Below are 24,192 nucleotides of genomic sequence, written 5' to 3' on the forward strand. Positions count from 1 at the left end.
AAACGGGCCTGCCATACGCGGGCCCGTTTCATTTTTGACCTTTAGGATCGACGTTATCCGAAGCCGGTAGTTCGCTGAGGTACACTACTACTCGCGGCAAAATTGCATAGGGTGATTGAAATAGGTAGGCCGCGCCAATATTCGCATTTTGCAATAAACTTCTGGTTGTGTGCAAAATGCAATGCAAAATGCAAAATGCCCTGTATGCGATTGTGGCAAGAACATGTTGCAGCCTTAGGATGCAGGCTTACGTTCACCATGCTGAAAATTTTTTCCGTTCCAGTCCCGCACCTCATCTGCCTGATTTCGCCTCAATTCAAAGCTGGCACAGTTCTTGCATATATACCTGAGAGTTTAGGGGCCAGAGCAAGTGGAGCGTGGTATGAAGCATCCTGTAGATGTGCATGTAGGCAAACGTATTCGTCACCGTCGTTGGATGGTGGGAATGACCCAGCAGCAACTTGGCGATCTGGTGGGAATCAAGTTTCAGCAAATCCAGAAATACGAGACCGGAATGAACCGGGTCAGTGCCTCGCGTCTGTGGGACATCGCCCACGCCATGAAAGTGTCGATCGGCTTTTTCTTCGAGGGTCTGGATGCTGACGTGCGCGATGCGGCAATGGCCGATATCGACGCGCCGAAGGAAAAGGGCGATCTGATGGTGGATCGTGAGGCGCAGGAGCTGGTGCGCTCGTATTACTCCATCCCCGAGGAGCAGCGCCGCCGCCTGTTCGACCTTGCGCGGGTGTTGAGCGACGTCGCGTGAGCGGCGCAGCGGCGCGGCAGTCGGCTTGACCCATGGGGAGCGATATGGAATCTCCGGGCGGTGCCGGGCCGGCACGGCCCCCTGCGGGAGATATCCATGACCGACAGCACCACCCGGACGCTCGATCCTGAACTGGAGGCGGAGCTGAGAGGGGTCGCTCACACATTGGCCGATGCGGCCCGCAGCGCGATCCTTCCCTATTTCAGGAACCGCGATCTGTGTGCCGACAACAAGGAGCCCGCTGGCTTCGATCCCGTGACGGATGCGGACCGGGCGGCGGAGCGGGCAATGCGCAGGGTACTGTCGGATTTGCGCCCCGAAGACGGGATCGAGGGGGAGGAGGAAGGCACCACACCTTCGAAAAGCGGCCTGACCTGGGTGCTGGACCCGATCGACGGGACCCGCGCCTTTCTGGCCGGGGCGGCGACCTGGGGCGTCCTGATTGCAGTCAATGCCGGCGGTGCGCCGCTGTTCGGCATCGTGGATCAGCCCTACATGGACGAGCGCTTCGTCGGAGGTTTCGGCCGGGCGGAGCTGCATCGTGGCGGGTTTGTCGGGCCGCTGAGGACCCGTGCCGCACGCGGTCTGGATGAGGCGATCCTGCTGACGACCTTTCCGGAAATCGGCCACTCGGATGAGCGTGCCGCCTTTGACCGGGTGCGCGATCAGGTGCGGCTGACGCGCTATGGTCTGGATTGCTACGGTTATGCCCTGCTGGCCCTGGGCGGGGTCGATCTGGTGATCGAGGCCGGGCTGAATTCCTATGACATTCAGGGACCGATGGCCGTGGTTGCCGCTGCGGGAGGGATCGTCACCGACTGGCAGGGCGGCCCCGTGCATCGCGGCGGGCAAGTCATCGCCGCCGCGAATACCGAGGTTCATGCCGCAGCGATGCAATTGTTGCGCGGTTAGAGGGTCGCCTCCACCTTGGCGATGTGACGGGAGATTGCATCCCAGAAGGGATCGCGCAGTTCGGGACGCTCCATCCACAATTCATGCTTTGCCCCCTCGACATTGACGAAGGTCGCGCGGCGCATCCGCTCCAACTGGCTGACCACGGCGGAATAGCTGACAACCGTGTCGCCGGTGCCGCATCCGGCGAGGATTGGCAGCTCCGGCAGGTCGGTGTCGAACAGGGCGTCCATCTCATCGAACGCGGCGGCCAGCCAGCCGACGGAGGGGGGGCCCAGTGCCAGATCCGGAATTTCCTCGATCAGCATTTGCATCCGGCGATATTGCTCGGGATCGGTGGTCAGCGGGTTGCCCTTGTAACCGCGCAGGGCGACATGCTCCGCCCCGCGTGCACCGGGGGCGAAATTTTCCCCCTGACCGAATATGCGCAAGGTGCGCAGAATGAACGGCGCGAAGAATCCCTGTAGTGCAGGCAGATGCAAACCCCACATCGGGGCGGAAAAACTGGCGGAGGCCGCAGGAAGCCCCTCGATCAGCGCCCGCAATCCGATCGCGCCGCCCATGGAATGCGCGAACATGTGCAGAGGGCGGGGCATGTCCGCGACTGCCGACAGCAAGCTGGCGACATCATGCTGGTATTCCCAGAAATGTTTGACGTGGCCCAGCTCGGTCGTGTCGTTGATCCGGGTGGACAGGCCCTGACCGCGCCAGTCGATACAGGCAACGCTGAAGCCCATTCCGATCAGATGCGCAATCACCTGCGCGTATTTTTCGATGTATTCCGTGCGGCCGGGCAGAATCAGCGCGGTGCCGCGAGTGCCACCTGACCATGTGGCGATACGCACCCGTATCCCGTCGCTGGTCCGGTGAAAGGTCGCGGTGCCCCCCGCAGGGGCACCGGACAGATCCGAATGCAGGGGGGCAGGCTCAGCCAAGGACCGAACCCAGCTTCATGGCGAGGCCCATATCGCCCTCGATCTTGAGCTTGCCACCCATGAAGGCGGAGGTCGGGTTCAGTTCGCCCGACAGGATGTCCTGAAAGGTGTCGGCATCCGCGATCAGGGTGCAGTCGGCATCGGAATCGTCTTCCTTGACGCCGCTTTCGTCGATGCGCACCGCGCCTTCGTCCTCGATCACGAACTTGATCGAACCGTCGTCGAACCCGTCGCCGATTTTCTCACGCAGGGCGGTGACGGCCATGTCCACGATTGTACTCATGTCGTTATCCTTGATCTGGCGCGAGGCAGGCCTCGCAATTGAAAATATCGGTGTTACCTTAACGTTCATGAGACAGGTATCAATCGCTCTGACAAGCCTTGCCGTGGCGTTATCACTGGCCCTGCCGGGGATGGCGCAGGACCGGACCCTGTCGGATCTGATGGGGCAACTGGCGCAACCCGACGCCCGTGATGTGCCCGGAATTCAGGCCGAAATTCAGCGACGCTGGTCGCGATCGGGATCCCCTGCGGTGGATTTCCTGCTGAAACGGGGGGAGGACGCGCTGGCGCAGAATGACCTGTTGCGCGCGGTCGAGCATTTCAGTGCCGCGATAGATCACGCCCCAGATTTCGCGGAGGCGTGGAACGGGCGGGCAACGGCCTATTTCCTGCAAGGCGAATATGGGTTGAGCGTCGCGGACATTCGCGTGACATTGGCCCTGAACCCGCAGCATTACGGGGCGATGACCGGCCTGGGCCTGATATTGGAAGAGATCGGAGACTACCCTCGGGCACTGGCCGCATTTCGCATGGCCGATGCGCTGAATCCGCACCAGCCTGCGGTGACTGACGCGTTGGACCGCCTGGGCCGCATGCTCAGCGCCGACGCCTGACCCTTTCTAAGACCGGACCTTCATGACTCGCGACCGCACCGTTACGGCTGTACTCGGCCCCACGAACACTGGGAAAACGCACTACGCCATCGAGCGTATGCTTGGCCATCGCAACGGCATCATGGGCTTTCCGCTGCGCCTGCTGGCGCGTGAGGTCTATGACCGCATCGTTGCAGTGCGCGGCCCGTCGGTCGTGGCGCTGCTGACGGGGGAGGAGCGGATCGTGCCGCCGCGCGCGACCTACTGGATCTGTACGGTCGAGGCGATGCCGCCGATGGCGCTGGACTTTCTGGCCGTGGATGAGATCCAGCTATGCGCCGACCCGGACCGCGGTTACGTCTTTACCGACCGGCTGCTGAACGCGCGTGGATTGCATGAGACGTTGTTTCTGGGTGCGGACACGATGCGGTCGCGGATTTCCAACCTGATCCCCGAGGCGCGGTTCATCCGGCGTGAGCGGTTGTCGAAACTGACATATACTGGTGGCAAGAAGACCAGCCGCATGCCCGCACGATCCGCTATCGTGGGGTTCTCGGTCGATGGCGTCTATGCGATGGCGGAACTGCTGCGCCGGCAAAAGGGTGGCGCGGCGGTGGTGATGGGCGCGCTCAGCCCTCGGACGCGAAATGCCCAAGTGGAGTTGTACCAGAACGGCGATGTGGATCATCTGGTGGCGACCGATGCCATCGGGATGGGTCTGAACCTCGACATCAACCACGTGGCCTTTGCTGGTACGGCCAAGTTCGACGGGCGGCGTTTTCGACATCTGATGCCCAACGAGTTGGCGCAGATCGCGGGCCGGGCAGGGCGCTATACCAATGACGGCACCTTCGGCACGACCGGTGAGGCGGAGCCGCTGGACCCCGACATGGCCGAGGCGATCGAGGAACACCGCTTCGCCCCCATCAAGAAACTGCAATGGCGCAACTCTCGGCTGGAATTTGGCACGGTGGAGGCGCTGCTGCGCTCGCTTGAGGTGCCGCCCGAACATCCCGACTTGCAGCGCGCGCGCGAGGCGGACGATCTGCTGGCGCTGCGCACACTGTGGGCCTTGCCCGAGATGCACGACAAGGTGCGTCAGGGCCCCGAGGTGCGCATGTTGTGGGATGTCTGCCAGGTGCCGGATTTTCGCAAGGTCGCGGCGGCGGAACATGCCAGCCTGCTCAGCCGGATCCACGGGTTCCTGCTGGACGGTGGCACGATTCCCGACGATTGGCTGGCGCACAGGGTCAAACGCATCGACAAGGTGCACGGTGACATCGACGCGATCAGCAAAAGACTGGCTTTCGTGCGCACATGGACCTATGTGGCGCAACGCAAGGGATGGTTGAGTGATCCCGAGCATTGGCGTGGGGAAACCCGTGCGGTAGAAGACAGATTGTCGGATGCGCTGCACGCGGCCCTGACACAACGATTCGTCGATCGGCGCACATCCGTGCTCATGCGCCGGTTGAAACAGAAGGAGGGCCTCGTGGCCGACGTGAACGACAAAGGTGAAGTGTCAGTGGAGGGCCAGTTCGTAGGCCGTCTTTCGGGCTTCCGCTTCCAGCTAGATCCCACCGCCACCGCCGAGGAGGCGAAGACGTTGCGATCCGCAGCTCTGGCGGCGTTGCAACCGCAATACAACCTGTCCTCCGACAAGTTTTATAACGCGCCCGACAAGGAAATCGACGTCACCGAACAGGGCGGCCTGATGTGGGGCGAACATGCCGTCGGCAAGATGTGCAAGGGGGCGGACATATTGTCGCCCCAGATCGAGGTCTTCGTCGATGACGAGGCAGGACCCGACGTGGCCGAAAAGGTCAAACGTCGTCTTGGCCACTGGCTGGACCGCAAGATCGCGGCGCTGTTCGAACCGCTGATCGCATTGCGCGACGATGAGGCGATGACCGGTCTGGCGAAGGGCATCGCGTTCCGCATTGTTGAGAATATGGGCGTGCTGCCGCGCGGTGAAGTTGCTCAGGACGTCAAGTCGCTGGAGCAGGACGCACGCGGAATGCTGCGCAAGCATGGCGTGCGCTTCGGTCAGTTCACCCTGTTCCAGCCGTTGCTGCTCAAACCTGCGCCGACCCGGCTGCGACTGGTGTTGTGGAGCTTGGCCCAAGGGCTCGATGAATTCCCCGAGGCACCGCCCCCCGGTCTGGTCACGGTGCCTGCTGTCAAGGATGCTCCGCACGGTTACTACCCGATGGCCGGATACCGTCTGGCTGGTGAGCGGGCGATCCGCATCGACATGCTGGAGCGTCTGGCCGACATGATCCGCGGTCAGGACACGCGCGGCGGGTTCGAGGCGAACCCGGACATGCTGTCGATCACCGGTCTGACGCTGGATCAGTTCGCCGATCTGATGAGCGGTCTGGGATACAAGGCCGAGAAGGGTGAGCGGGCAAAGGTCAAGCCGGCTGCCGCTGCGGCCACGCCGAAAACTGACGAAGCGACCACCGCAGAATCTACCTCCACCGAATCCGCTCCTGCCGAACCGACCCCCGCTGAGCCGACCCCTGCCGAACCTGTGGCAGATGATAAGCCCGCCGACGCGCTGGATATCACGGCCGAGGTCGTGGTCGAGCCTGCGACGGAATCGGCGGAGCAGGTCGCGGATGCGATCCCGCCGGACGCGGCCCCGGCCTCCGCCGAAATAGCCGAGGAAACTCCCGCGCCAGAAGCCGTGGCCGATACACCGGCGCAGGCCAAGCCCGAGGAGCAGGAGGTGTTTTACACCTTCACCTGGGCGCCGAAAGCGCGCGGCAACCGCAATTCTGGTCCCCGCCGCGATGCGTCCGACGCAGGCGGTGAAAAATCCGGCGGTCGTCCGCAGGGCAAGGGCGGCAAGGGCCGTGGGCGCAAGCCTGACAGCAAGGGCGGCAAGCCGGGTGAAAAGGGGCGCGGCAACAAGCCTCAGACCCACAGCGCCCGCCCGCAGCGCAGCGAAAAGCCTATTGATCCCGACAATCCCTTTGCGGCGCTGATGGCCCTGAAGGACAAGAAGTGATCCACTGATGCGGCCTGTTACAGTCCTCTATACCGGGGGCACCATCGGCATGAGGCCGGGGCCGGATGGCCTCGGTCCGGATGCCGCGTTCGAGGGGGCCTTTCGCGCCGCCGTGACGGCGCGCGATTTCCACTGGCTCGAAACACCGCATTTGCTGGATTCCAGCGCGATGGGGCCGCAGGATTGGCAGACGATCGCGGACCTTTCGTGTGATATTTCAGGTGGGCTGGTGATCCTGCACGGCACCGATACGATGGCCTACACGGCAGCGGCTCTGTCGTTCCTGCTGCACGATCTGGGCGCGCCGGTGGTGCTGACCGGCGCTCAGATTCCGATGCAATCCGAGGGTAGCGACGCGGCGGCGAACGCGGAACTGGCTTTGGATGTGGCGGCGCGAAGCCCCCGAGCAGAGGTGATGATTGCCTTTGGTGGAGCCTTGCTGCGCGGCAATCGGGCGGTCAAATGTCATGCGCAGAACCCAGAGGCCTTCTGTTCGCCGAACTTCCCGGCGCTGAACGGGGCCGAGTCTGTGCAGTTCGCGCATCCGTTCACCGGACGTCAGATCTCACCTGTCGGCGTGCTAAAGCTTTATCCCGGCATCGGGGCCGAGGCTCTGGGCGGCTTTGCTCATCTGCCCGGTCTGGTGGTGGAAGCCTTCGGCTCCGGCAATATGCCGGGGGAGGGGACATCGTTTCATGCGGGGCTGATGCTCGCGCGCAGACGTGGACAGGAAATCGTCGTCGTCACGCAGACCGGCGGAGGTCAGGTCGCCGCCCGCACCTATGCGGCGGGTGCGAGTGTGGCGCAGCTGGGCCTGATCCCCGGTGGCGATCTGACCACGCCTGCCGCCGTGACGAAGCTGGGCTGGTTGTTGGCACAGGGCTTGCGCGGGAATGACCTGGCCGATGCCATGGCGCGGCCTGTCGCAGGGGAAATGTCGTGATGGGAGAGACGTTGCGCATCGACAAGTGGCTGTGGCAGGCCCGTTTTTTCAAGACACGGACCCTCGCCGCCAAGGTGGTGCAGACCTCCGGGTGTCGGGTGAACGGAACACGGGTGTCCAAGCCGGCCTCCCCCGTTCGGGTGGGCGATGTCGTGACCTTCGCCAAGGACGAGCATATCCGCAGGATACAGGTGGAGGTGCTGGGTGAGCGGCGCGGACCCGCACCTGAGGCACAAACGCTTTATACCGATCTGGATCCGCCCCAACCGCGCGAACGTTCCGCAGCGCCCGAACGGGTGGGTGGGCGCCCGACCAAGCGGGACCGCCGTGCGACCGATGCGCTTTTGTCCCAGGACCCGGACAGTTGAACCGGCGAGACCTTGCACCATCGCGGAACGGGGGCTAAATCGGGCCGAACGACGCTTGAAATCCCGCTGCCTCGAGGACAATCCGACAATGACCTATGTCGTCACCGACAACTGCATCGCCTGCAAGTATACCGATTGCGTGGAGGTCTGCCCCGTTGATTGTTTCTACGAGGGTGAGAACATGCTGGTGATCCATCCCGACGAATGCATCGATTGCGGCGTGTGCGAACCGGAATGCCCGGCCGACGCGATCCGCCCGGATACCGAGCCGGACATGGAAAGCTGGGTCGAATTCAATCGAAAATACTCCGAGGCGTGGCCCGTCATCATCACCAAGAAGGACCAGTTGCCCGAAGCAGAGGAACTGGACGGCACGGCCAACAAGCTGGAAACCCACTTCTCCGAGGCGCCGGGGGAGGGGGGCTGAGCGATTCGCTGCTCGGCCCCGTCATAGGGTCTTGTGCGGTTTGAATCGTTATCGTAACGTCAATTTTCAACTTCAGGTTGCATGATGCGCGCTTTTTAAGGGTGCGACGCAGCATCTGCATTGTCGAGGCGTGCGTGCAAATTGAAATTGCACGTCACGTGTGCTATATAATCTTCATATATGTGGTGAGCGTTCGATCCCGTCGGGGGCGAGGGCGGCGCAGTCTCGATCAGGATGTCTTGAGCCGGGTGTACGGAGGCAATTGCCGTGCGCTGGGTTTTTGATCGCCTTTGTGGACCCACACTCAATGCAAGGGATACAAATATGACCAAGGCGAAGACGGGCAACGAATTTCGACCCAACGATTTCATCGTATATCCGGCGCATGGCGTCGGGCGCATCACCGCTGTAGAAGAGCAGGAAATCGCAGGCATCTCAATGGAGCTGTTTGTCATTTCCTTCGAAAAGGACAAGATGACATTGCGCGTCCCGACGGCGAAGGCGACTTCGGTGGGAATGCGGTCGCTGTCCTCGCCCGATATCGTCGAAAAGGCGTTGGATACGCTCAAGGGCCGCGCCCGAGTCAAAAAGGCGATGTGGTCGCGTCGTGCGCAGGAATACGAGCAGAAGATCAACTCCGGCGATCTGATTTCCATCGCGGAAGTCGTGCGCGACCTGCACCGCAACGATGATCAGCGTGAGCAATCCTATTCCGAGCGTCAGCTGTATGAGGCGGCGCTGGAACGTCTGACACGCGAAGTCGCGGCTGTGGACGGGGTCGAGGAAGCCTCCGCCCAGTCCAAGATCGACGCGGTGCTGGAGGCACGGGCCGCAGCGGCCTGAGGCCTCACCGCTCCACGATGAATAGAAATGTTTGAGGCCGTCCGCATCGGGCGGCCTCAGTCGTATCGTCCTCCGATCTGGAAGATCAGGAATACACCACGCTCAATACCAGCAGACAGCCGATTTCGGCCAGTTGCTGCACGCCGCCCAGAACGTCACCGGTCTGCCCACCGATCTTTCGCAGGGCCAGTATGATGAGGGGCAGGGGCAGAAGCACGATTGCGATCAGGCTGGCCGGGGCGATCAGCAGAACCGCGATCAATGTCAGTCCGGTGCCGATCGCAACCGTCACCCCCCTCGGCTGACCGGTGGAGGCGGACAGGCCTTCGCTTCGGGCGAGCGGCATCCATGCCATCACCGCCAGCATCACCGCGCGCGAGGCCGCCCCGCTCAGCATCATCGCCACGAGCAGCCCCGCCCCATCGAACAGGGCGAGGCTTTGCCAGCGCAAACCGAGCGCGAGCAAAAGCGCCACCACGCCAAACGCGCCGACGCGGCTGTCCTTCATGATGTCCAATGCACGGGACTTGTCGCGACCGCCGCCCAGACCATCGGCGCAATCGGCCAGCCCGTCCTCATGCAACGCGCCGGTCATCAGCACCAGAACGGCCAGCGCAAGGCCTGCGGACAGTGTCGGGGACAAGCCGATCCACATCGCAGCCCATCCCACCGCGCCCGCCACTGCGCCAAGGATCGCGCCGACCAGGGGCCACGCCCATCCGGCCCGCGCGCCTCGCAGACCCGCGCGGGCATGATCGACCGGGACCGGCAGGCGTGTCAGCAGGCTGAAGGCGACGGGAATGTCGTGCACTTCGATTGCGGGGGGCGTTTCGTTCATGGCGGTCCTGACGGCGCGTAGGGGGTTACGTGGGCGTAGCCGCGCCGTTATGCCTTGCCTGACGCTGCCAGCCAAGGATATTGCCGATGACCGCGACCCTCCCCGATATTTCCGCCCGGATCGCACAGCGCCCTGACGTCGATATGGTTGCACGCACCGCAGCGCGGGCGCGAAACGAGATGTTGACCAAGCCGCCCGGCGCGCTGGGGCGGCTGGAGGATCTGGCGATCTGGTATGCCGGATGGCGCGGGCACGCGGCGCCGCGTGTCTTGACCCCTCAGGTCATCGTCTTTGCCGGCAATCATGGCATCACGGGACAGGGGGTTTCTGCTTTTCCGGCCGAGGTTACCGCGCAGATGGTCGCGAATTTTCAGCAGGGCGGCGCTGCGATCAACCAGTTGGCAAGGGATGCGGCGGCGCGAATGGATGTTCACGCACTCGAACTCGACCGCCCCACGCAGGACTTCACCCAAGACCCGGCGATGAGCGCACAGGACTGCACCGCCGCCTTCGATACCGGGTGGAACGCCGTGGACGTCACCACGGATCTGCTGGTTGTGGGTGAGATGGGGATCGGCAACACCACCTCCGCCGCGGCGATTGCGGCGGCGCTGCTGGGTGGTTCAGGCGCGGATTGGGTGGGACGCGGCACGGGTGTGGACGATGACGGGCTGGCGCGAAAGGCCGAGGTTGTCGATCGCGGCCTTGCCGCAAACCCGTCGCGCGATCCGCTGGCGGTGCTCGCGGCACTGGGCGGGCGGGAAATCGCGGCTATGGCGGGGGCCATCGCACGGGCCCGCAGCTTGCGCATTCCCGTCGTGCTGGACGGTTTTATCTGTTCCACCGCCGCACTGGTGCTGCACAGGGTCGATTCCGACGCGGTGGCGCATTGCGTGGCCGGGCATCTGTCGGCGGAGGGGGCGCATGCACGTCTGCTGGACGCGATGGGTCTGGAGCCGCTGCTGGATCTGGGATTGCGATTGGGCGAGGGGTCTGGTGCCGCTCTTGCCATTCACATCGTCCGCGCCGCCTTGGCCTGCCATTCGGGCATGGCCACCTTTGATGAGGCGGGGGTCGCAGACGGCTAGCATGTGGGCTAGAATGTCGGCTAGAACATCGTGCCGAATGCCTTTCGCGCCAACAGTGCCGCATCCAGCGCGCGGGCATAGGTGCGGGGCGCGCGCAAGGGCTGCGGTGCGCTCAGCGGCAGGGCACAGGAACCCGTCCCGGTCAGCAGCCGCGCCAGCCCCATGCCGAACGCCGTGCCCGGCGCGATGCCACGCCCGTTATATCCAAACGGGGCGAAAACGTCTCGATCCAGTTGCACGATTCTGGGCAGCTTATCCGGGGTCGTTCCAATCGTGCCGTGCCACGCGCTCTGCCATTCAACGGGGCCGAGATCGGGCAGCAGGCGCGCAAGGGTCCGGCTCGCCCAACGTTCGCTGAGCCGCGCGGTCTCCACGAGCCGCCCCATGGAGCCGAGGATGATCCGCCCGGCCTGATCGCGCCGCAGAGAGATCATGATCGTGCCGCAGTTCCAGATGCCCTCGCCAGCGGGCAGGATATGGGCGGCGCGGTCCCCCAGTGGCTGGCTCGCAAGCTGGAAATAGTCGATCCGGCTTTGACAGCGGTCGAGACGGGGCCACAGGTCGCCGGTCTGTGCATTGGTCGCGATCACGATGCGTCGGGCGTCCAGACTGCCCTGCGCGGTATGCAGATGCCAGCTGCCGTCGGGATCGCGCGTGATTGCCCGCACCCGACTGTGGTTGGAGATCATCGCCCCCGCGCCGAGCGCCGCCCGCGCCAGCCCCCGCGCATAGCCCAGCGGCTGCACCGTTCCTGCCCGTCCATCGAACAGACCGCCGATGAAGGAGGCGCTTCCCGTGCGTTCCGCGGTTTGCTGCGCATCCAGAAGTGTTACCGGCGCGCCGAGTTCCTGCCACATTTCCGCCCGTTCGCGCAGGTCGGCGCATTGGCGGGGCGTTTGCGCGACGTGGATCGTGCCCGCGCGCGTCGCCTCGCACTGTATTTGATGGCGTTCTATCAGATCGAACACGAGACGCGGCGCCTGGCCCAGTTCCTCAACCAACCTGCCCCCGATCTGCGCACCCAGGCGTGCCCGGATTTTCTGCGGCGACAGCCACAGCCCGGCATTGACCAGCCCGACATTGCGACCCGAGGCACCCGAGCCGATGGCTGATGCCTCCAGCAAATGCACGTCGCATCCTGCCTCCGCCAGATGCAGCGCCGTGGACAGGCCGGTGAATCCTCCGCCGATCACCGCCACGTCGGTGGTGACGTCGCCCATCAGTGGAGTGCTGTCCACATGCTCGGCGCAGGTGTCGCGCCACAGGCCCGGTGGTTCGATCATCTCGTCCCCATCAAATTCGCCGCGAACCGATGACAAATCCTGACCGATAGGCTTTTGTGCGTCCAGAGGTGAGGGCGGGAAATGAGCGATATCGATCTGATCATATTCGATTGCGACGGTGTGCTGATCGACAGCGAAGGGTTGAGCGCGCGTGTGCTGATCCGGGTTCTGGCCGATCTGGGGGTTGATGTGGACATGGATTATTTCTGCGCGAATTTCGTCGGGCGCAGTTTTCCGACCGTGGCCCGTGATATCCGCGAGAACTGGCATGTCGCGCTGCCTGAGGGATTCGAGCAAAGTTATCGTGATGAACTGCTGGATGTGTTTGAGCGTGAATTGCAACCAACACCCGGACTGGTTGGAATGTTGGACAGCTTGCAGACCCCTTGTTGCGTCGCCACCAGCAGCAGCCCGGAGCGGGTTTCGCACTCGCTTCGCATCGCGAAGCTGAGCGGGCGGTTCGGGGCGGATATCTTTACCGCCTCCGAGATCAGGCGCGGCAAGCCGGCGCCGGATCTGTTCCTGCATGCCGCCGGCAGGATGGGGGTCGATCCCGCACGCTGTCTGGTTATCGAGGACAGCATTCCGGGGGTCGCAGCGGCGCTGGCAGCACAAATGCGCGTCTTGCGTTATACCGGGGGGGAGCATCTGAAGGGGCGGATTTTGAAGCATCCCCACACTGTGCCGACCTTTGACAACTGGTCCGACCTGCGCTTACTGGCGCCACAACTCACAATGGGAGGCTATGCGCATGGTGGTCAGGGATGATAGCGGCAAACTGGACGACGCCGCCCGGGCTGGCTGGTTGTACTATGTCGCAGGCAATACTCAGGATGAGATTGCACGAAAGCTTGGCGTATCGCGCCAGTCGGCGCAGCGGCTTGTCTCAACAGCGGTAAGCGAAAAATTGGTGAAGGTCCGGCTGGACCATCCCATCGCCCGCTGCATGGAATTGAGCCGGGCGCTGACCACCAGGTTCGGGCTTCGTTTCGCTGAAATCGTCCCCAGTGACCCGGATGCACCGGGCCTGATTACCGGCGTCGCGATTGCGGGCGCGGTAGAGATGGAGCGTCATCTGAAGGCAAAGGAACCCAAGATCCTGGCGCTGGGAACCGGTCGCACCCTGCGGGCCTGTCTGGAACATCTGCCAGCGATGAGCTGCCCGCATCACCGCATCGTCTCGCGCCTCGGCAACATGATGTCGGATGGGTCCGCGACCCCTTACAATGTGGTCGTTCGGCTGGCGGAACGGGTGGATGCGCGCCATTACCCCATGCCCTTGCCCGTGCTGGCCCGCAGCGTGGAGGAACGGAAAATCCTGCACTCGCAGGAGCCGGTCCACAATACGCTGGAACTGTGCAAGCAGGCTGACGTGACTTTCGTGGGTGTCGGACAGATCGACATGGACGCCCCGCTGGTCGTGGATGGTTTCATGACACGGCAGGAGGTCGCCGCCCTGTCCGCCGCCGATGTCGTGGGGGAGATTACAAGCTGGGTGTTCAACCGCGAGGGCCATGTGGTGACCGGCGGTTTCAATGATCGCGTCGCCTCTGCTCCGTTGGACAAGAACCCCGAGGAACTGGTCGTCGGCATCGCGAACGGGCCTGCAAAAGTCTCTGCAATCGCGGCGGCACTGCGCGGCAATCTGATCAACGCGTTGATCACGGATGAGAGCACGGCCGAAGCGATTCTGATTGAATCGTAATTATCTCTTTTAATTTCAATGATTTGCGCTCTGGACTCACCCTCCCGTGAAGGCGTATTGACTCGAATCACTTCTTTTGTGAGTATTTGCCCACTGTATAAGCATTTGCCCGGTAAGGGCATTGGGAGGAATGATGAATACGACATTGCGCGCCCTTTTGGGCGCTACGGCCCTGTGCACGGTTGCAAGTGTAGCATCCGCACAAACCCTGACCATCGCGACGGTCAACAACGGCGACATGGTTCGGATGCAGGGTCTGGCAAGTGAATTCGAAGCACAAAACCCCGGCATCGAGCTGGAGTGGGTGACCCTCGAAGAGAACGTTCTGCGTCAGCGCGTCACCACCGACATCGCGACCAATGGCGGTCAGTACGACGTCATGACCATCGGCACCTATGAGGTTCCGATCTGGGGTAAGCAGGGTTGGTTGCTGTCGCTCAACGATCTGCCTGAGGAGTGGGATGCTGACGACCTGCTGCCCGCCATCCGCGACGGTCTGACGGTCGATGGTGAACTGTACGCCGCGCCCTTCTACGGTGAATCCTCGATGGTCATGTACCGCAAGGACCTGATGGAAGAGGCCGGTCTGGAAATGCCCGACGCGCCGACCTGGGACTTCATTCGTGAAGCTGCCGCGGCCATGACCGATCGTGAGAACGAGATCTACGGCATCTGCCTGCGTGGCAAGGCCGGCTGGGGTGAGAACATGGCGTTCCTGACCGCCATGAACAACTCGTTCGGCGGCAAGTGGTTCGACGAGGAGTGGAACGCCCAGTTCGACAGCGAAGCATGGGCCAACACCCTGAACTTCTACATCGACATGATGAACGAATCCGGCCCTCCCGGTGCGTCGAACAATGGCTTCAACGAAAACCTGACTCTGTTCCAGACGGGCAAGTGCGGCATGTGGATCGACGCGACCGTTGCGGCATCCTTCGTGTCCAACCCCGACGACTCGCAGGTTGCCGATCAGGTCGGCTACGCGCTGGCACCCGATAACGGTCTGGGCCGTCGCGGAAACTGGCTGTGGGCGTGGTCCCTGGCAATCCCCGCAGGCACGGATTCGCCTGAGGCAGCCAAGGCGTTCGTGCAGTGGGCGACCTCCAAGGAGTACACCGCTCTCGTGGCCGAAAACGAAGGCTGGGCGAACGTTCCTCCGGGCACGCGCACCTCGCTCTACGAGAACGAGAACTATGCAGACATTCCGTTTGCACAGATGACGCTGGACAGCATCAACTCCGCTGATCCGACCAACCCGAGCGTGGATCCGGTCCCCTATACCGGCGTTCAGTTCGTTGCCATCCCTGAATTCCAGGGCATCGCGACTGCGGTCGGCCAGCAGTTCTCCGCCGCGCTTGCCGGCCAGACCAGCGTTGAGGACGCTCTTGCCAACGCGCAGGAGCTGACCACCAACGAAATGGAAGACGCAGGCTACTGAGCCTTCGATTCCACCGCGCGGAGCGGGCGATTTCCCGACCGCTCCGCGCATTCCTGCTTGAACCGCTGCAAGGTCGTCGGATGGGGGGCGGGCCAATGGTCCCTCATCCGGCAGACTAGGAGTCTATGTCATGTCGACCCAGCATTCCCGCACGGCTGCCCGTTTCATGATCGCGCCCGCAACAGTCCTGTTGCTGGGGTGGATGTTGATACCGCTGTGTATGACGCTCTACTATTCATTCCGACGTTACCGGCTGCTGACGCCGGACCGGACGGGTTGGGTAGGGTTCCGTAACTACGAGAACTTCCTGACAAATCCCGCCTTCATGGACGCGCTGGTCAACACGCTGGTCCTGGTGCTGGGGGTGCTGATCATCACCGTCGTTCTGGGGGTTCTGCTGGCGGTCCTGCTGGACCAGCCGATGTTCGGGCAGGGCATCGTGCGTATTCTGGTCATCGCACCGTTCTTCGTGATGCCGACCGTTTCCGCGCTGGTGTGGAAGAACATGTTCATGAACCCGGTCAACGGCCTGTTTGCCTACGCGGCGAAGGCGGTGGGACTGCAACCTTACGATTTCCTGTCGCAGGCGCCGCTCGCCTCGATCATCGGGATCGTCAGCTGGCAATGGCTGCCCTTCGCGACGCTGATCCTGCTGACCGCGATCCAGTCTCTGGATTCCGAGCAGATGGAAGCGGCCGAGATGGATGGCGCCAGTCCGCTCAGCCGTTTCTGGTTCATCACGCTGCCGCATCTGAGCCGCGCGATCACGGTCGTCATTCTGATCCAGACGATTTTCCTGCTGTCGATCTTCGCCGAAATCCTTGTGACCACGAATGGCGGTCCGGGCACGGCGAGCACAAACCTGACCTACCTCGTCTATGCGGAAAGTCTGCTGAACTATGACGTGGGGGAAGGTTCCGCCGGTGGTGTTGTCGCCATCATCCTTGCCAACATCGTTGCGATCTTCCTGATGCGGATGATCGGCAAGAATCTGGACGCTTGATATGGCACGCGCAGTAACTCAAAAACGCAAACTGATCGCCACGCTGGCGGCCTGGACCATCGGGATGGCGATCTTCTTTCCGATCTTCTGGACCATCCTGACCAGCTTCAAAACCGAGGCGGAGGCGATCTCCGATCCGCCCTCGCTGTTCTGGTTCGACTGGACGCTGGAGAATTACGGCGTCGTGAACGAGCGGTCCAACTATCCGCTGCACTTCATGAACTCGGTCATCATCTCCGTCGGGTCCACGGTTCTGGGTCTGATCATCGCGGTGCCTGCCGCGTGGTCGATGGCCTTCGTTCCGGGAAAGCGGACCAAAGATGTCCTGATGTGGATGCTGTCCACGAAGATGTTGCCGCCGGTCGGCGTGCTGATCCCGATCTACCTGATCAGCCGCAACCTGGGGGTTCTGGACAGCCGGGTGGCGCTGGTGGTGGTGCTGACGCTGATCAACCTGCCGATCATCGTCTGGATGCTCTACACCTACTTCAAGGAGATCCCCGGTGAGATCCTTGAGGCGGCCCGAATGGATGGCGCGACGCTCAAGTCCGAAATCCTCTACGTGCTGACGCCTATGGCGGTGCCGGGGATCGCATCCACCGTGCTGCTCAACATCATCCTGGCCTGGAATGAGGCATTCTGGACGCTGAACCTGACGGCCGCGAAGGCGGCACCGTTGACAGCCTTCATCGCCAGCTATTCCAGCCCGGAGGGTCTGTTCTACGCCAAACTCTCCGCCGCATCGACAATGGCCATCGCGCCGATCCTGATCATGGGTTGGTTCTCTCAGAAACAGCTCGTCCGGGGCCTCACATTCGGAGCCGTAAAGTAATGGGCAATATCACTCTCAACCAGATCACCAAGAAGTTCGGTGAAGTCGAAGTCATCCCGCCGCTGGATCTTCAGATCAACGACGGCGAGTTCGTGGTCTTCGTCGGCCCGTCGGGTTGCGGCAAGTCCACGCTGATGCGCCTGATCGCGGGGTTGGAGGACGTCACCTCCGGCAACATCCAGATCGACGGACGCGACGCGACCGAGACACCCCCGGCCAAGCGTGGCCTGGCCATGGTGTTCCAGTCCTACGCCCTGTACCCGCATATGAGCGTGCGCAAGAACATCGCGTTCCCCCTGCGCATGGCCGGGATGAGCAAGGAGGAGCAGGACGCCAAGGTCGAGGCCGCCGCCAGCGTCCTCAACCTGTCGGCCTATCTGGACCGCCGCCCCGGTCAGTTGTCCGGCGGTCAGCGCCAGCGGGTCGCCATCGGCCGCGCCATCGTGCGTGAGCCTGCGGCCTTCCTGTTCGATGAGCCTTTGTCCAACCTCGACGCCGCCCTGCGTGTCGGAATGCGGATGGAGATCAGCGAGCTGCACAAGAAGCTGGCCACCACGATGATCTACGTGACCCACGATCAGGTTGAGGCCATGACCATGGCGGACAAGATCGTCGTGTTGCAGGCAGGCGTCATCGAGCAGGTCGGCGGGCCGCTGGAACTCTACCACCGGCCGCGCAACACCTTCGTCGCGGGCTTCATCGGTTCGCCCAAGATGAACCTGATCGAAGGCCCCGAGGCTGCCCAGCACAACGCCACCACGATCGGCATCCGGCCCGAGCATATCGGCGTCTCGACCGAGAGCGGCACCTGGAAGGGCCGTGTCGGCGTGTCCGAGCATCTCGGCTCCGATACCTTCCTGCACATTCACGACACGGGTCTGTGTGACCTGATGACGGTGCGTGTCAGCGGTGAGATGAACGTGCACCACGGGGACACGATCTACATGACACCCGAGGCGGACAAACTGCACCGTTTCGGGCCGGACGGGCTGCGTCTGGACTGATGCGTGATACCGGGGCGTCGCGCATGTGACGCCCCCCTTATCGCTTCCATTGCACAAATGAACGCCCTGACAGATCACGTCCATGGCGCAAACCGGATCATTCCATGTCTCAGAAACTTTCCCTGTCCGCGCTGCCCTCATTCCAGGACGATGTGACGGTTCCCTCCTATTCGCGCGACGATCTCAGCGCGGGCATCGTGCATATCGGCATCGGCAACTTTCATCGGGCGCACATGGCCGTCTATCTCGACAAGCTGTTCTCGACCGGGGCGGGGTATGACTGGGCCATCGTCGGGGCGGGCATCAAATCGTTCGATGCGGACAGGCGCAAGATATTGAAATCGCAGGATTGGCTGACCACGGTGGTGGAGCTGGCCCCCGGCAACCTGACCGCGCGCGTCACCGGGGCGATGATCGATTTTTGCGAGATCGACATGGCAGCAATCGTGACGCGCATCACCGATCCGGCGATCCGCATCGTATCGCTGACCATCACCGAGGGCGGCTACTTCGTCGACGCCACGACCGGCGGCTTCGATCTGGGCGCGCCGGCCATTCAGGCCGACATCACCAAGCCCGACAGCCCCGAAACCGTGTTCGGCCTGCTGATCGCCGGATTGAAGGCCCGCCGGGCGCAGGGGACCGCCCCGTTCACCATCCTGTCATGCGACAACCTGCCTGAGAATGGCCACATCACCCGTCAGACCGTGCTGGGTCTGGCCAGCGCGATGGACACCGATCTGGCCGACTGGATCGCGCAAAATGTCGCGTTTCCCAATTCCATGGTCGATTGCATCACGCCCGGAACCTCCGCCCGCGAACGCGCGCTGGTCTCCGAGACGTTCGGCATTGAGGATGACGCCCCCGTCGCGTGTGAGCCGTTCCGCCAGTGGGTGATGGAGGACAACTTCCCACAGGGCCGCCCGCAGCTGGAAACGGTCGGCGTCGAATTCGTCGCTGACGTGGCCCCGTTCGAGACGATGAAACTGCGCATCCTCAATGCCGGTCACGCAGCGCTGGCCTATCCCTCGGCTCTACTGGGGCATGTCTATGTGCATGATGCGATGGCGGATCCGTTGATCCGCGACTGGCTGGTTGCCTTGATGCGGTCCGAGGTGATCCCCGTTCTGGAGCCTATCCCCGGTGTCAGCTTCGAGGGGTATCTGGCGACCTGTGTGCAGCGGTTCTCGAACCCGCTGATCGGGGACACCATCGCCCGGCTGTGTCAGGATGGATCGAACCGTCAGCCGAAATTCGTGCTGCCCACGATTGCGAATGCATTGGGCAAGGGCCTGCCTGTCGATGGTCTGGCGATGGAGCTGGCATTGTGGTGCCGGTACTGCGCGCAGACCGCAAACGCTGATTTCGGCTTCACTCTGGACGATCCGCGCGCCGAGCAGTTGCTGGCAGCGGCCAGCAAGGTGGAGAGCGACCCGTCTGCCTTCCTTGCCATCCACGATGTGTTTGGTGAGATGGGACAGAATGAGACATTGCGGCTGGCATTCGCGAACGCAGTCAAGACATTGGCCGAGAAAGGCCCTGCCGATACCCTGCGCGATTTCGCGGCGGCGCGGTTGGCCTGATCAACCGGGGCGGCGCAACCGCCCCGGTCTGACCTTTTCGAAACTGGTCTGACTTTCTAGAAAAGGGTCTGGCCTTCTAGAAACAATCCAGCAGCAGTGCCCTGGTGTTTTCGGCGGTCATCTTCACCGGATTGCCGCCGACGCTGGGGTCGATCAATGCCGATGCGACCAGCGCGTCGATATCCGGGTTCGCAACGCCCAGATCGGTCAGGGTCGCGGGGATTCCCAGCGAAGCGTTCAGATCCCCGACGAAGGCGTAGAACCCCTCATATCCGCCCTCGATGCCCAGATAGGCCGCAGCCAGTGCCAGCCGATCCTCGATCGCGGCACGGTTGAAGCGCAGCACCGGCTGCATGACGACGGCGTTCGTGGTGCCGTGATGTGTGTGATGCACCGCGCCAATAGGGTGGGACAGGGCGTGGATCGCGCCCAGCCCCTTCTGAAACGCGGTGGCCCCCATCGCGGCGGCGGACATCATGTGGGCGCGCGCCTCGATATCGGTGCCGTCGGCGAAGACCTTGGGCAGGTTCTCCTTGACCAGCCGCATTCCTTCGAGCGCGATGCCCTGGCTCATCGGGTGGTAGTGGGGCGAGCAGAACGCCTCCAGACAATGGGCGAAGGCGTCCATGCCGGTGCCCGCAGTAATCATCGGCGGCATTCCGACCGTCAGTTCCGGGTCGCAGATCACGACGGCGGGCAACAGCTTGGGGTGAAAAATGATCTTCTTTTCATGCGTTTGCGAGTTGGTGATGACGCTGGCGCGCCCGACCTCGGACCCGGTTCCGGCGGTGGTGGGCACGGCCACGATGGGAGCGATGGCATCCGCATCGGCGCGAGTCCACCAGTCGTCGATATCCTCGAAATCCCATAGCGGGCGCGACTGCCCGGCCATGAAGGCCACGACCTTGCCCAGATCGAGACCGGAGCCGCCACCGAACGCTATGACCCCGTCATGGCCGCCCTCACGGTAGGCCTTCACACCGGCCTCGGCGTTGACCTCGGTCGGGTTCGGATCGACATCCGCAAACATGGCGCCGCCCAGGCCCGCTGCCTCCAACAGGTCCAGCGTTTGCGTGGTGATCGGCAGGTTGGCGAGGCCCTTGTCAGTGACGAGCAGGGGTTTGGTGATGCCCGCCGCCGTGCACGCCTCGGCGATTTCGGCAATGCGGCCCGCGCCGAAGCGGATCGCGGTGGGGTAGGACCAGTTTGCTGTGACGTTCATGCCTCAGGCCTTCTTGAAGTGGTAGGATTTCGGACGGGTCAGGTTCTGGTAGCCGATGACGGACAATCCGCCCCCGCGCCCGGTGTTCTTGCAGCCCGTCCAGCACAGTGCCGGATCCAGGTAATCTGCCCGGTTCATGTAGACGGTTCCGGTCTCGATCCGGTCCGCGATGGACATGGCGCGCGCCTCATCCTGCGTCCAAAGCGAGGCCGTCAGACCATATTCGCTGTCGTTCATCAGGGCGATCGCCTCCGCATCGTCTGCGACCTTCATGATGCCCACGACGGGGCCGAAGCTTTCCTCACGCATCACGCGCATGGAATGATCCACATCGACGAGGATTTGCGGCATCAGATAAGCACCGCCATCCTTGGGAAACACGGCAGGATCGATCAGGGTTTTCGCGCCTGCGGCCACAGCCTCCGCCGTTTGGGCGCGGATCATATCGGCAAAGCGCGGCTGCGCCATCGGGCCCATCGTCGTGTCGGGGTCGAGGGGATCGCCCAGTTTGTAGCCCTCAACGATCTTCACGGCTTTCTCGACGAAGGCGTCGAACAGGCTTTCGACCACGTAAATCCGCTCGATCCCGCAGCAGCATTGACCGGAGTTGAACATCGCCCCGTCGATCAGCGTATCGACGGCGGCGTCCAGATCGGCATCCTCCATCACGTAGCCCGGATCCTTGCCGCCCAGCTCCAGCCCCAGCCCGGTGAAGGTTCCCGCCGCCGCACGCTCGATCGCGCGGCCCCCCTCGACCGAGCCGGTGAAGTTGACGAAATCGAACGCCCCGCCGGCGATCAGTTCCGAGGTGGTGGCATGGTCGAGGAAGACGTTCTGGAACACATCCTCCGGGATGCCGGCCTGATGGAACGCCTTGGCCAGACGCTCCCCCACCAGGGGGGTTTGCGAGGCATGTTTCAGGACCACCGTGTTGCCCGCGATCAGGGCCGGGGCGATGGTGTTGATCGCGGTCATGTAGGGATAATTCCACGGGGCTACGACCAGCACGACGCCATGGGGCACCCGCTTGATCAAGCGGTGAAATTCGCCGGAATCTTCGACCTCGATATCGGCGAGTGCCTCGGCGGCGATGTCGCTCATATGATCGGCGCGTTGGGCGAAGCCGCCAAACTCCCCGCCGAAGCGCACGGGCCGGCCCATCTGGCGGGCCAGCTCGGGCACAATCTCATCGTTCATCGTGCCGACGATCTGCGTCGCGGCGCGGACCAGCGAGATGCGCTCATCCAGCGGGCGGGCGGCCCAGCCGGGTTGCGCATCGCGCGCACGGGCAGCAGCCTTGGCCGCATCCTCGGAGGAAAGCGGTTCACGCTCGACCAGTGTCGTATCGTCGATGGGTGAAATACAGGTAATCATGTTCAGGCCCTCTCAAATCCGCGCGCGATTTCCCAATCGGTCACGACGCGGTCAAATTCTTCCTGCTCCCAGGTGGCGGAGCGTAGATAATGTTCGACAACCTCGTCGCCCAAGGCCTCTCTCAGGAAAGTCGAGGCGCGCAGGGTTTCGGTGGCAGCCCGCAGGGTTTGCGGAATGTCGGCGGCCTCCGCATCCTTGTACGCGTCGCCGGAGGAGGGGGGCGGCAGGTCCAGCTTTTCCTCGATCCCCCGAATGCCTGCGGCCAGCATCACGGCCTGCGCCAGATAGGGGTTCATGTCCGAGCCGCCGATGCGGCATTCGACGCGCACGCCCCCGGTTCCGGCCCCGCACAGGCGAAAACCGGCGGTGCGGTTGTCGATGGACCAGACGGTTTTCGTGGGCGCGAATGTCCCCTTGGCGAAGCGTTTGTAGCTGTTGACGTAGGGCGCCAGAAAATAGGTGTAGTCGGGCGCGTAGGCGATCAGCCCGGCCATGTAGTGCCGCATCAGATCGGACATGCCGAGATCCCCGTCAGGGTCGTGAAACGCGGATGTGCCGTCGCGCCACAGCGACTGGTGCACATGGCTGGAGGAGCCGACCTTGCCCGCGTCCCATTTCGGCAGGAACGTCACCGCGTGCCCCTTGGACCACGCCATTTCCTTGATCGCGTGCTTGGCGATGGTGTGGTGGTCGGCGCAGTCGAGCGCCGCGGCATAGCGGATGTTCAACTCCTCCTGACCGGCCTCCGCCTCACCCTTGCTGCCCTCCACGGGGATGCCAGCGGCGTAGAGGTGGTTGCGGATCGGGCGCATGATGCCCTCTTCCTTGGTGGTCTGAAGGATATGGTAATCCTCGTTATAGGCGCTGATCGGTTCCAGATCGCGAAAACCACCGCGCGCGATCTCCTCGAAGCTCTTGGCAAACAGAAAGAATTCCAGCTCCGTGGCCATCACCGCGTTCAGCCCCATCGCGTCGAGCCTGGCAATCTGTGCCTTGAGGATCGCGCGGGGGGAATGGGCAACCGGGGCGTGCGTGTCGTGGTGCAGGATGTCGCACAGCACCATCGCGGTCCCCTCCAGCCACGGGACGGGGCGCAGCGTGTCGAGGTCGGGCTGCATGATGTAATCACCATAGCCCGAGGCCCAGTTGGTCGCGGCGAAGCCGTCGGGCGTTGCCATTTCCAGATCGGTGGCCAGCAGGTAATTGCAGCAATGCGTTTCGCGATAGGCGCTGTCCACGAATGTCTGCGCGTGGAACCGCTTGCCCATCAGACGGCCCTGCATGTCCACCAGACAGGCCAGAACCGTGTCGATGGAGCCATCGGCGACCTGCGCCTTGAGCGCATCGAATGTCAGGGGGGTAGGCATGTGGGTACACTCTGTTGTGAAAGGGTCTAACCGGGAAAATCCCATGCGGTCTCAAAGCCATCGAAGCGGTCGGTGGCCTCGGCCAGAACGCTTTCGATATCGGTAATGTCATAGAGGTCGGGCACCATATGCACGCGCAGGACGCAATCGAAATCGTCACCGGCCGCGATCACCGTGGCGCGCAGTGCGCGCGATTGCGCCCGTGCGTTGAGGTAATCCGCAGCCTGCTGCGCCTGTTCGCGGGTTGGAAATGCGGCGGCGAACTCGATCTCACGCGGTTGCGAAAGGTCCAGTTCCTTGGCCAGCTTTCGCAGGATTTTGGCGTTTTCGCGTTTCAGTTCAGCGTGGTCGGACATGCGGTGCTCCGGCAGTA

General features: G+C 62.9%; 24 protein-coding genes. 16 read left to right on the forward strand and 8 right to left on the reverse strand.

Annotated elements, in window-relative coordinates:
* Positions 1-382 precede the first annotated feature (382 nt).
* Positions 383-766, forward strand: coding sequence for a helix-turn-helix domain-containing protein (locus H1S03_RS02060; protein WP_166190744.1), 384 nt, complete (start codon positions 383-385; stop codon positions 764-766).
* Between the two features lie 96 nt (positions 767-862).
* The gene (locus H1S03_RS02065; protein WP_185802913.1) at positions 863-1,678 is read left to right on the forward strand and encodes an inositol monophosphatase family protein; all 816 of its coding nucleotides are present in this window, start codon (positions 863-865) and stop codon (positions 1,676-1,678) included.
* Here H1S03_RS02065 and H1S03_RS02070 read toward each other — a convergent pair.
* On the reverse strand, positions 1,675-2,613 hold the full coding sequence (locus H1S03_RS02070) for an alpha/beta fold hydrolase (protein ID WP_185802914.1): 939 nt from the start codon (positions 2,611-2,613) through the stop codon (positions 1,675-1,677). The two genes, H1S03_RS02065 and H1S03_RS02070, sit on opposite strands and share 4 nt — an antisense overlap.
* Complete coding sequence (locus H1S03_RS02075) at positions 2,606-2,896, reverse strand: SCP2 sterol-binding domain-containing protein (protein ID WP_166190751.1); 291 nt, start codon at positions 2,894-2,896, stop codon at positions 2,606-2,608. Before H1S03_RS02075 ends, H1S03_RS02070 begins: the two co-directional genes overlap by 8 nt.
* A 67-nt stretch (positions 2,897-2,963) precedes the next feature.
* On the opposite strand from H1S03_RS02075, the gene H1S03_RS02080 reads away from it, so the two are divergent.
* From H1S03_RS02080 to H1S03_RS02105, 6 genes are all read left to right on the forward strand, one after another.
* Positions 2,964-3,509: a tetratricopeptide repeat protein gene (locus H1S03_RS02080; RefSeq protein WP_166190753.1), complete on the forward strand. Its 546-nt coding sequence runs from the start codon at positions 2,964-2,966 to the stop codon at positions 3,507-3,509.
* A gap of 22 nt (positions 3,510-3,531) precedes the next feature.
* Positions 3,532-6,501 carry a helicase-related protein gene (locus H1S03_RS02085; protein ID WP_185802915.1) on the forward strand — a complete coding sequence of 990 codons (2,970 nt, stop codon included), beginning with the start codon at positions 3,532-3,534 and terminating at the stop codon, positions 6,499-6,501.
* Positions 6,502-6,508: 7 nt separating this feature from the next.
* Positions 6,509-7,444: an asparaginase gene (locus H1S03_RS02090; RefSeq protein ID WP_185802916.1), complete on the forward strand. Its 936-nt coding sequence runs from the start codon at positions 6,509-6,511 to the stop codon at positions 7,442-7,444.
* A complete protein-coding gene (locus tag H1S03_RS02095; RefSeq protein WP_185802917.1) occupies positions 7,444-7,812 on the forward strand; it encodes an RNA-binding S4 domain-containing protein in 369 nt (122 codons plus the stop codon). The genes H1S03_RS02090 and H1S03_RS02095 overlap by 1 nt, the downstream gene beginning before the upstream one ends.
* Positions 7,813-7,900: 88 nt before the next feature.
* Positions 7,901-8,239, forward strand: a complete 339-nt coding sequence (gene fdxA / locus H1S03_RS02100; RefSeq protein ID WP_185802918.1) for a ferredoxin FdxA — start codon at positions 7,901-7,903, stop codon at positions 8,237-8,239.
* Positions 8,240-8,563: 324 nt separating this feature from the next.
* Positions 8,564-9,082 (forward strand): CarD family transcriptional regulator, encoded by a 519-nt coding sequence (locus tag H1S03_RS02105; RefSeq protein ID WP_185802919.1) that lies wholly within the window; start codon positions 8,564-8,566, stop codon positions 9,080-9,082.
* An 85-nt stretch (positions 9,083-9,167) separates the two neighbouring features.
* Here H1S03_RS02105 and H1S03_RS02110 read toward each other — a convergent pair whose 3' ends face one another.
* A complete protein-coding gene (locus tag H1S03_RS02110; RefSeq protein WP_185802920.1) occupies positions 9,168-9,920 on the reverse strand; it encodes an adenosylcobinamide-GDP ribazoletransferase in 753 nt (250 codons plus the stop codon).
* A gap of 86 nt (positions 9,921-10,006) precedes the next feature.
* Here H1S03_RS02110 and cobT point away from each other — a divergent pair, with 86 nt between their 5' ends.
* Entirely contained in the window at positions 10,007-11,008 is a 1,002-nt protein-coding gene (cobT, locus tag H1S03_RS02115) for a nicotinate-nucleotide--dimethylbenzimidazole phosphoribosyltransferase (protein ID WP_185802921.1), read from the forward strand.
* 20 nt (positions 11,009-11,028) lie between these two features.
* Here cobT and H1S03_RS02120 read toward each other — a convergent pair whose 3' ends face one another.
* Complete coding sequence (locus tag H1S03_RS02120) at positions 11,029-12,291, reverse strand: NAD(P)/FAD-dependent oxidoreductase (RefSeq protein WP_185802922.1); 1,263 nt, start codon at positions 12,289-12,291, stop codon at positions 11,029-11,031.
* Between the two features lie 81 nt (positions 12,292-12,372).
* Here H1S03_RS02120 and H1S03_RS02125 point away from each other — a divergent pair, with 81 nt between their 5' ends.
* The 7 genes from H1S03_RS02125 to H1S03_RS02155 all read left to right on the forward strand — a co-directional run bounded on the left by H1S03_RS02125 (position 12,373) and on the right by H1S03_RS02155 (position 19,856).
* Positions 12,373-13,059: an HAD family hydrolase gene (locus H1S03_RS02125; RefSeq protein ID WP_185802923.1), complete on the forward strand. Its 687-nt coding sequence runs from the start codon at positions 12,373-12,375 to the stop codon at positions 13,057-13,059.
* Positions 13,043-13,996 carry a sugar-binding transcriptional regulator gene (locus H1S03_RS02130; RefSeq protein WP_185802924.1) on the forward strand — a complete coding sequence of 318 codons (954 nt, stop codon included), beginning with the start codon at positions 13,043-13,045 and terminating at the stop codon, positions 13,994-13,996. Before H1S03_RS02125 ends, H1S03_RS02130 begins: the two co-directional genes overlap by 17 nt.
* A gap of 133 nt (positions 13,997-14,129) precedes the next feature.
* A complete protein-coding gene (locus H1S03_RS02135) occupies positions 14,130-15,434 on the forward strand; it encodes an ABC transporter substrate-binding protein (protein ID WP_166190775.1) in 1,305 nt (434 codons plus the stop codon).
* Positions 15,435-15,564: 130 nt separating this feature from the next.
* Positions 15,565-16,437 (forward strand): carbohydrate ABC transporter permease, encoded by an 873-nt coding sequence (locus H1S03_RS02140; protein WP_166190777.1) that lies wholly within the window; start codon positions 15,565-15,567, stop codon positions 16,435-16,437.
* Between the two features lies 1 nt (position 16,438).
* Positions 16,439-17,269: a carbohydrate ABC transporter permease gene (locus H1S03_RS02145; RefSeq protein WP_166190779.1), complete on the forward strand. Its 831-nt coding sequence runs from the start codon at positions 16,439-16,441 to the stop codon at positions 17,267-17,269.
* The gene (locus H1S03_RS02150; protein WP_185802925.1) at positions 17,269-18,273 is read left to right on the forward strand and encodes an ABC transporter ATP-binding protein; all 1,005 of its coding nucleotides are present in this window, start codon (positions 17,269-17,271) and stop codon (positions 18,271-18,273) included. The genes H1S03_RS02145 and H1S03_RS02150 overlap by 1 nt, the downstream gene beginning before the upstream one ends.
* Before the next feature lie 104 nt (positions 18,274-18,377).
* Positions 18,378-19,856: a mannitol dehydrogenase family protein gene (locus H1S03_RS02155; RefSeq protein ID WP_185802926.1), complete on the forward strand. Its 1,479-nt coding sequence runs from the start codon at positions 18,378-18,380 to the stop codon at positions 19,854-19,856.
* A 76-nt stretch (positions 19,857-19,932) separates the two neighbouring features.
* Here H1S03_RS02155 and H1S03_RS02160 read toward each other — a convergent pair whose 3' ends face one another.
* The 4 genes from H1S03_RS02160 to H1S03_RS02175 are packed head-to-tail and all read right to left on the reverse strand — an operon-like array spanning position 19,933 to position 24,175.
* The gene (locus tag H1S03_RS02160; protein ID WP_185802927.1) at positions 19,933-21,078 is read right to left on the reverse strand and encodes an iron-containing alcohol dehydrogenase; all 1,146 of its coding nucleotides are present in this window, start codon (positions 21,076-21,078) and stop codon (positions 19,933-19,935) included.
* A gap of 3 nt (positions 21,079-21,081) precedes the next feature.
* Positions 21,082-22,452: an aldehyde dehydrogenase family protein gene (locus H1S03_RS02165; RefSeq protein ID WP_185802928.1), complete on the reverse strand. Its 1,371-nt coding sequence runs from the start codon at positions 22,450-22,452 to the stop codon at positions 21,082-21,084.
* A 2-nt stretch (positions 22,453-22,454) separates the two neighbouring features.
* Complete coding sequence (locus tag H1S03_RS02170) at positions 22,455-23,819, reverse strand: glutamine synthetase family protein (RefSeq protein WP_185802929.1); 1,365 nt, start codon at positions 23,817-23,819, stop codon at positions 22,455-22,457.
* 26 nt (positions 23,820-23,845) lie between these two features.
* Positions 23,846-24,175 carry a ribonuclease E inhibitor RraB gene (locus tag H1S03_RS02175; RefSeq protein WP_166190791.1) on the reverse strand — a complete coding sequence of 110 codons (330 nt, stop codon included), beginning with the start codon at positions 24,173-24,175 and terminating at the stop codon, positions 23,846-23,848.
* Positions 24,176-24,192 lie beyond the last annotated feature (17 nt).

Origin of the sequence: Pontivivens nitratireducens (genome assembly GCF_014235845.1) — a bacterium.
GTDB lineage: Bacteria > Pseudomonadota > Alphaproteobacteria > Rhodobacterales > Rhodobacteraceae > Pontivivens > Pontivivens nitratireducens.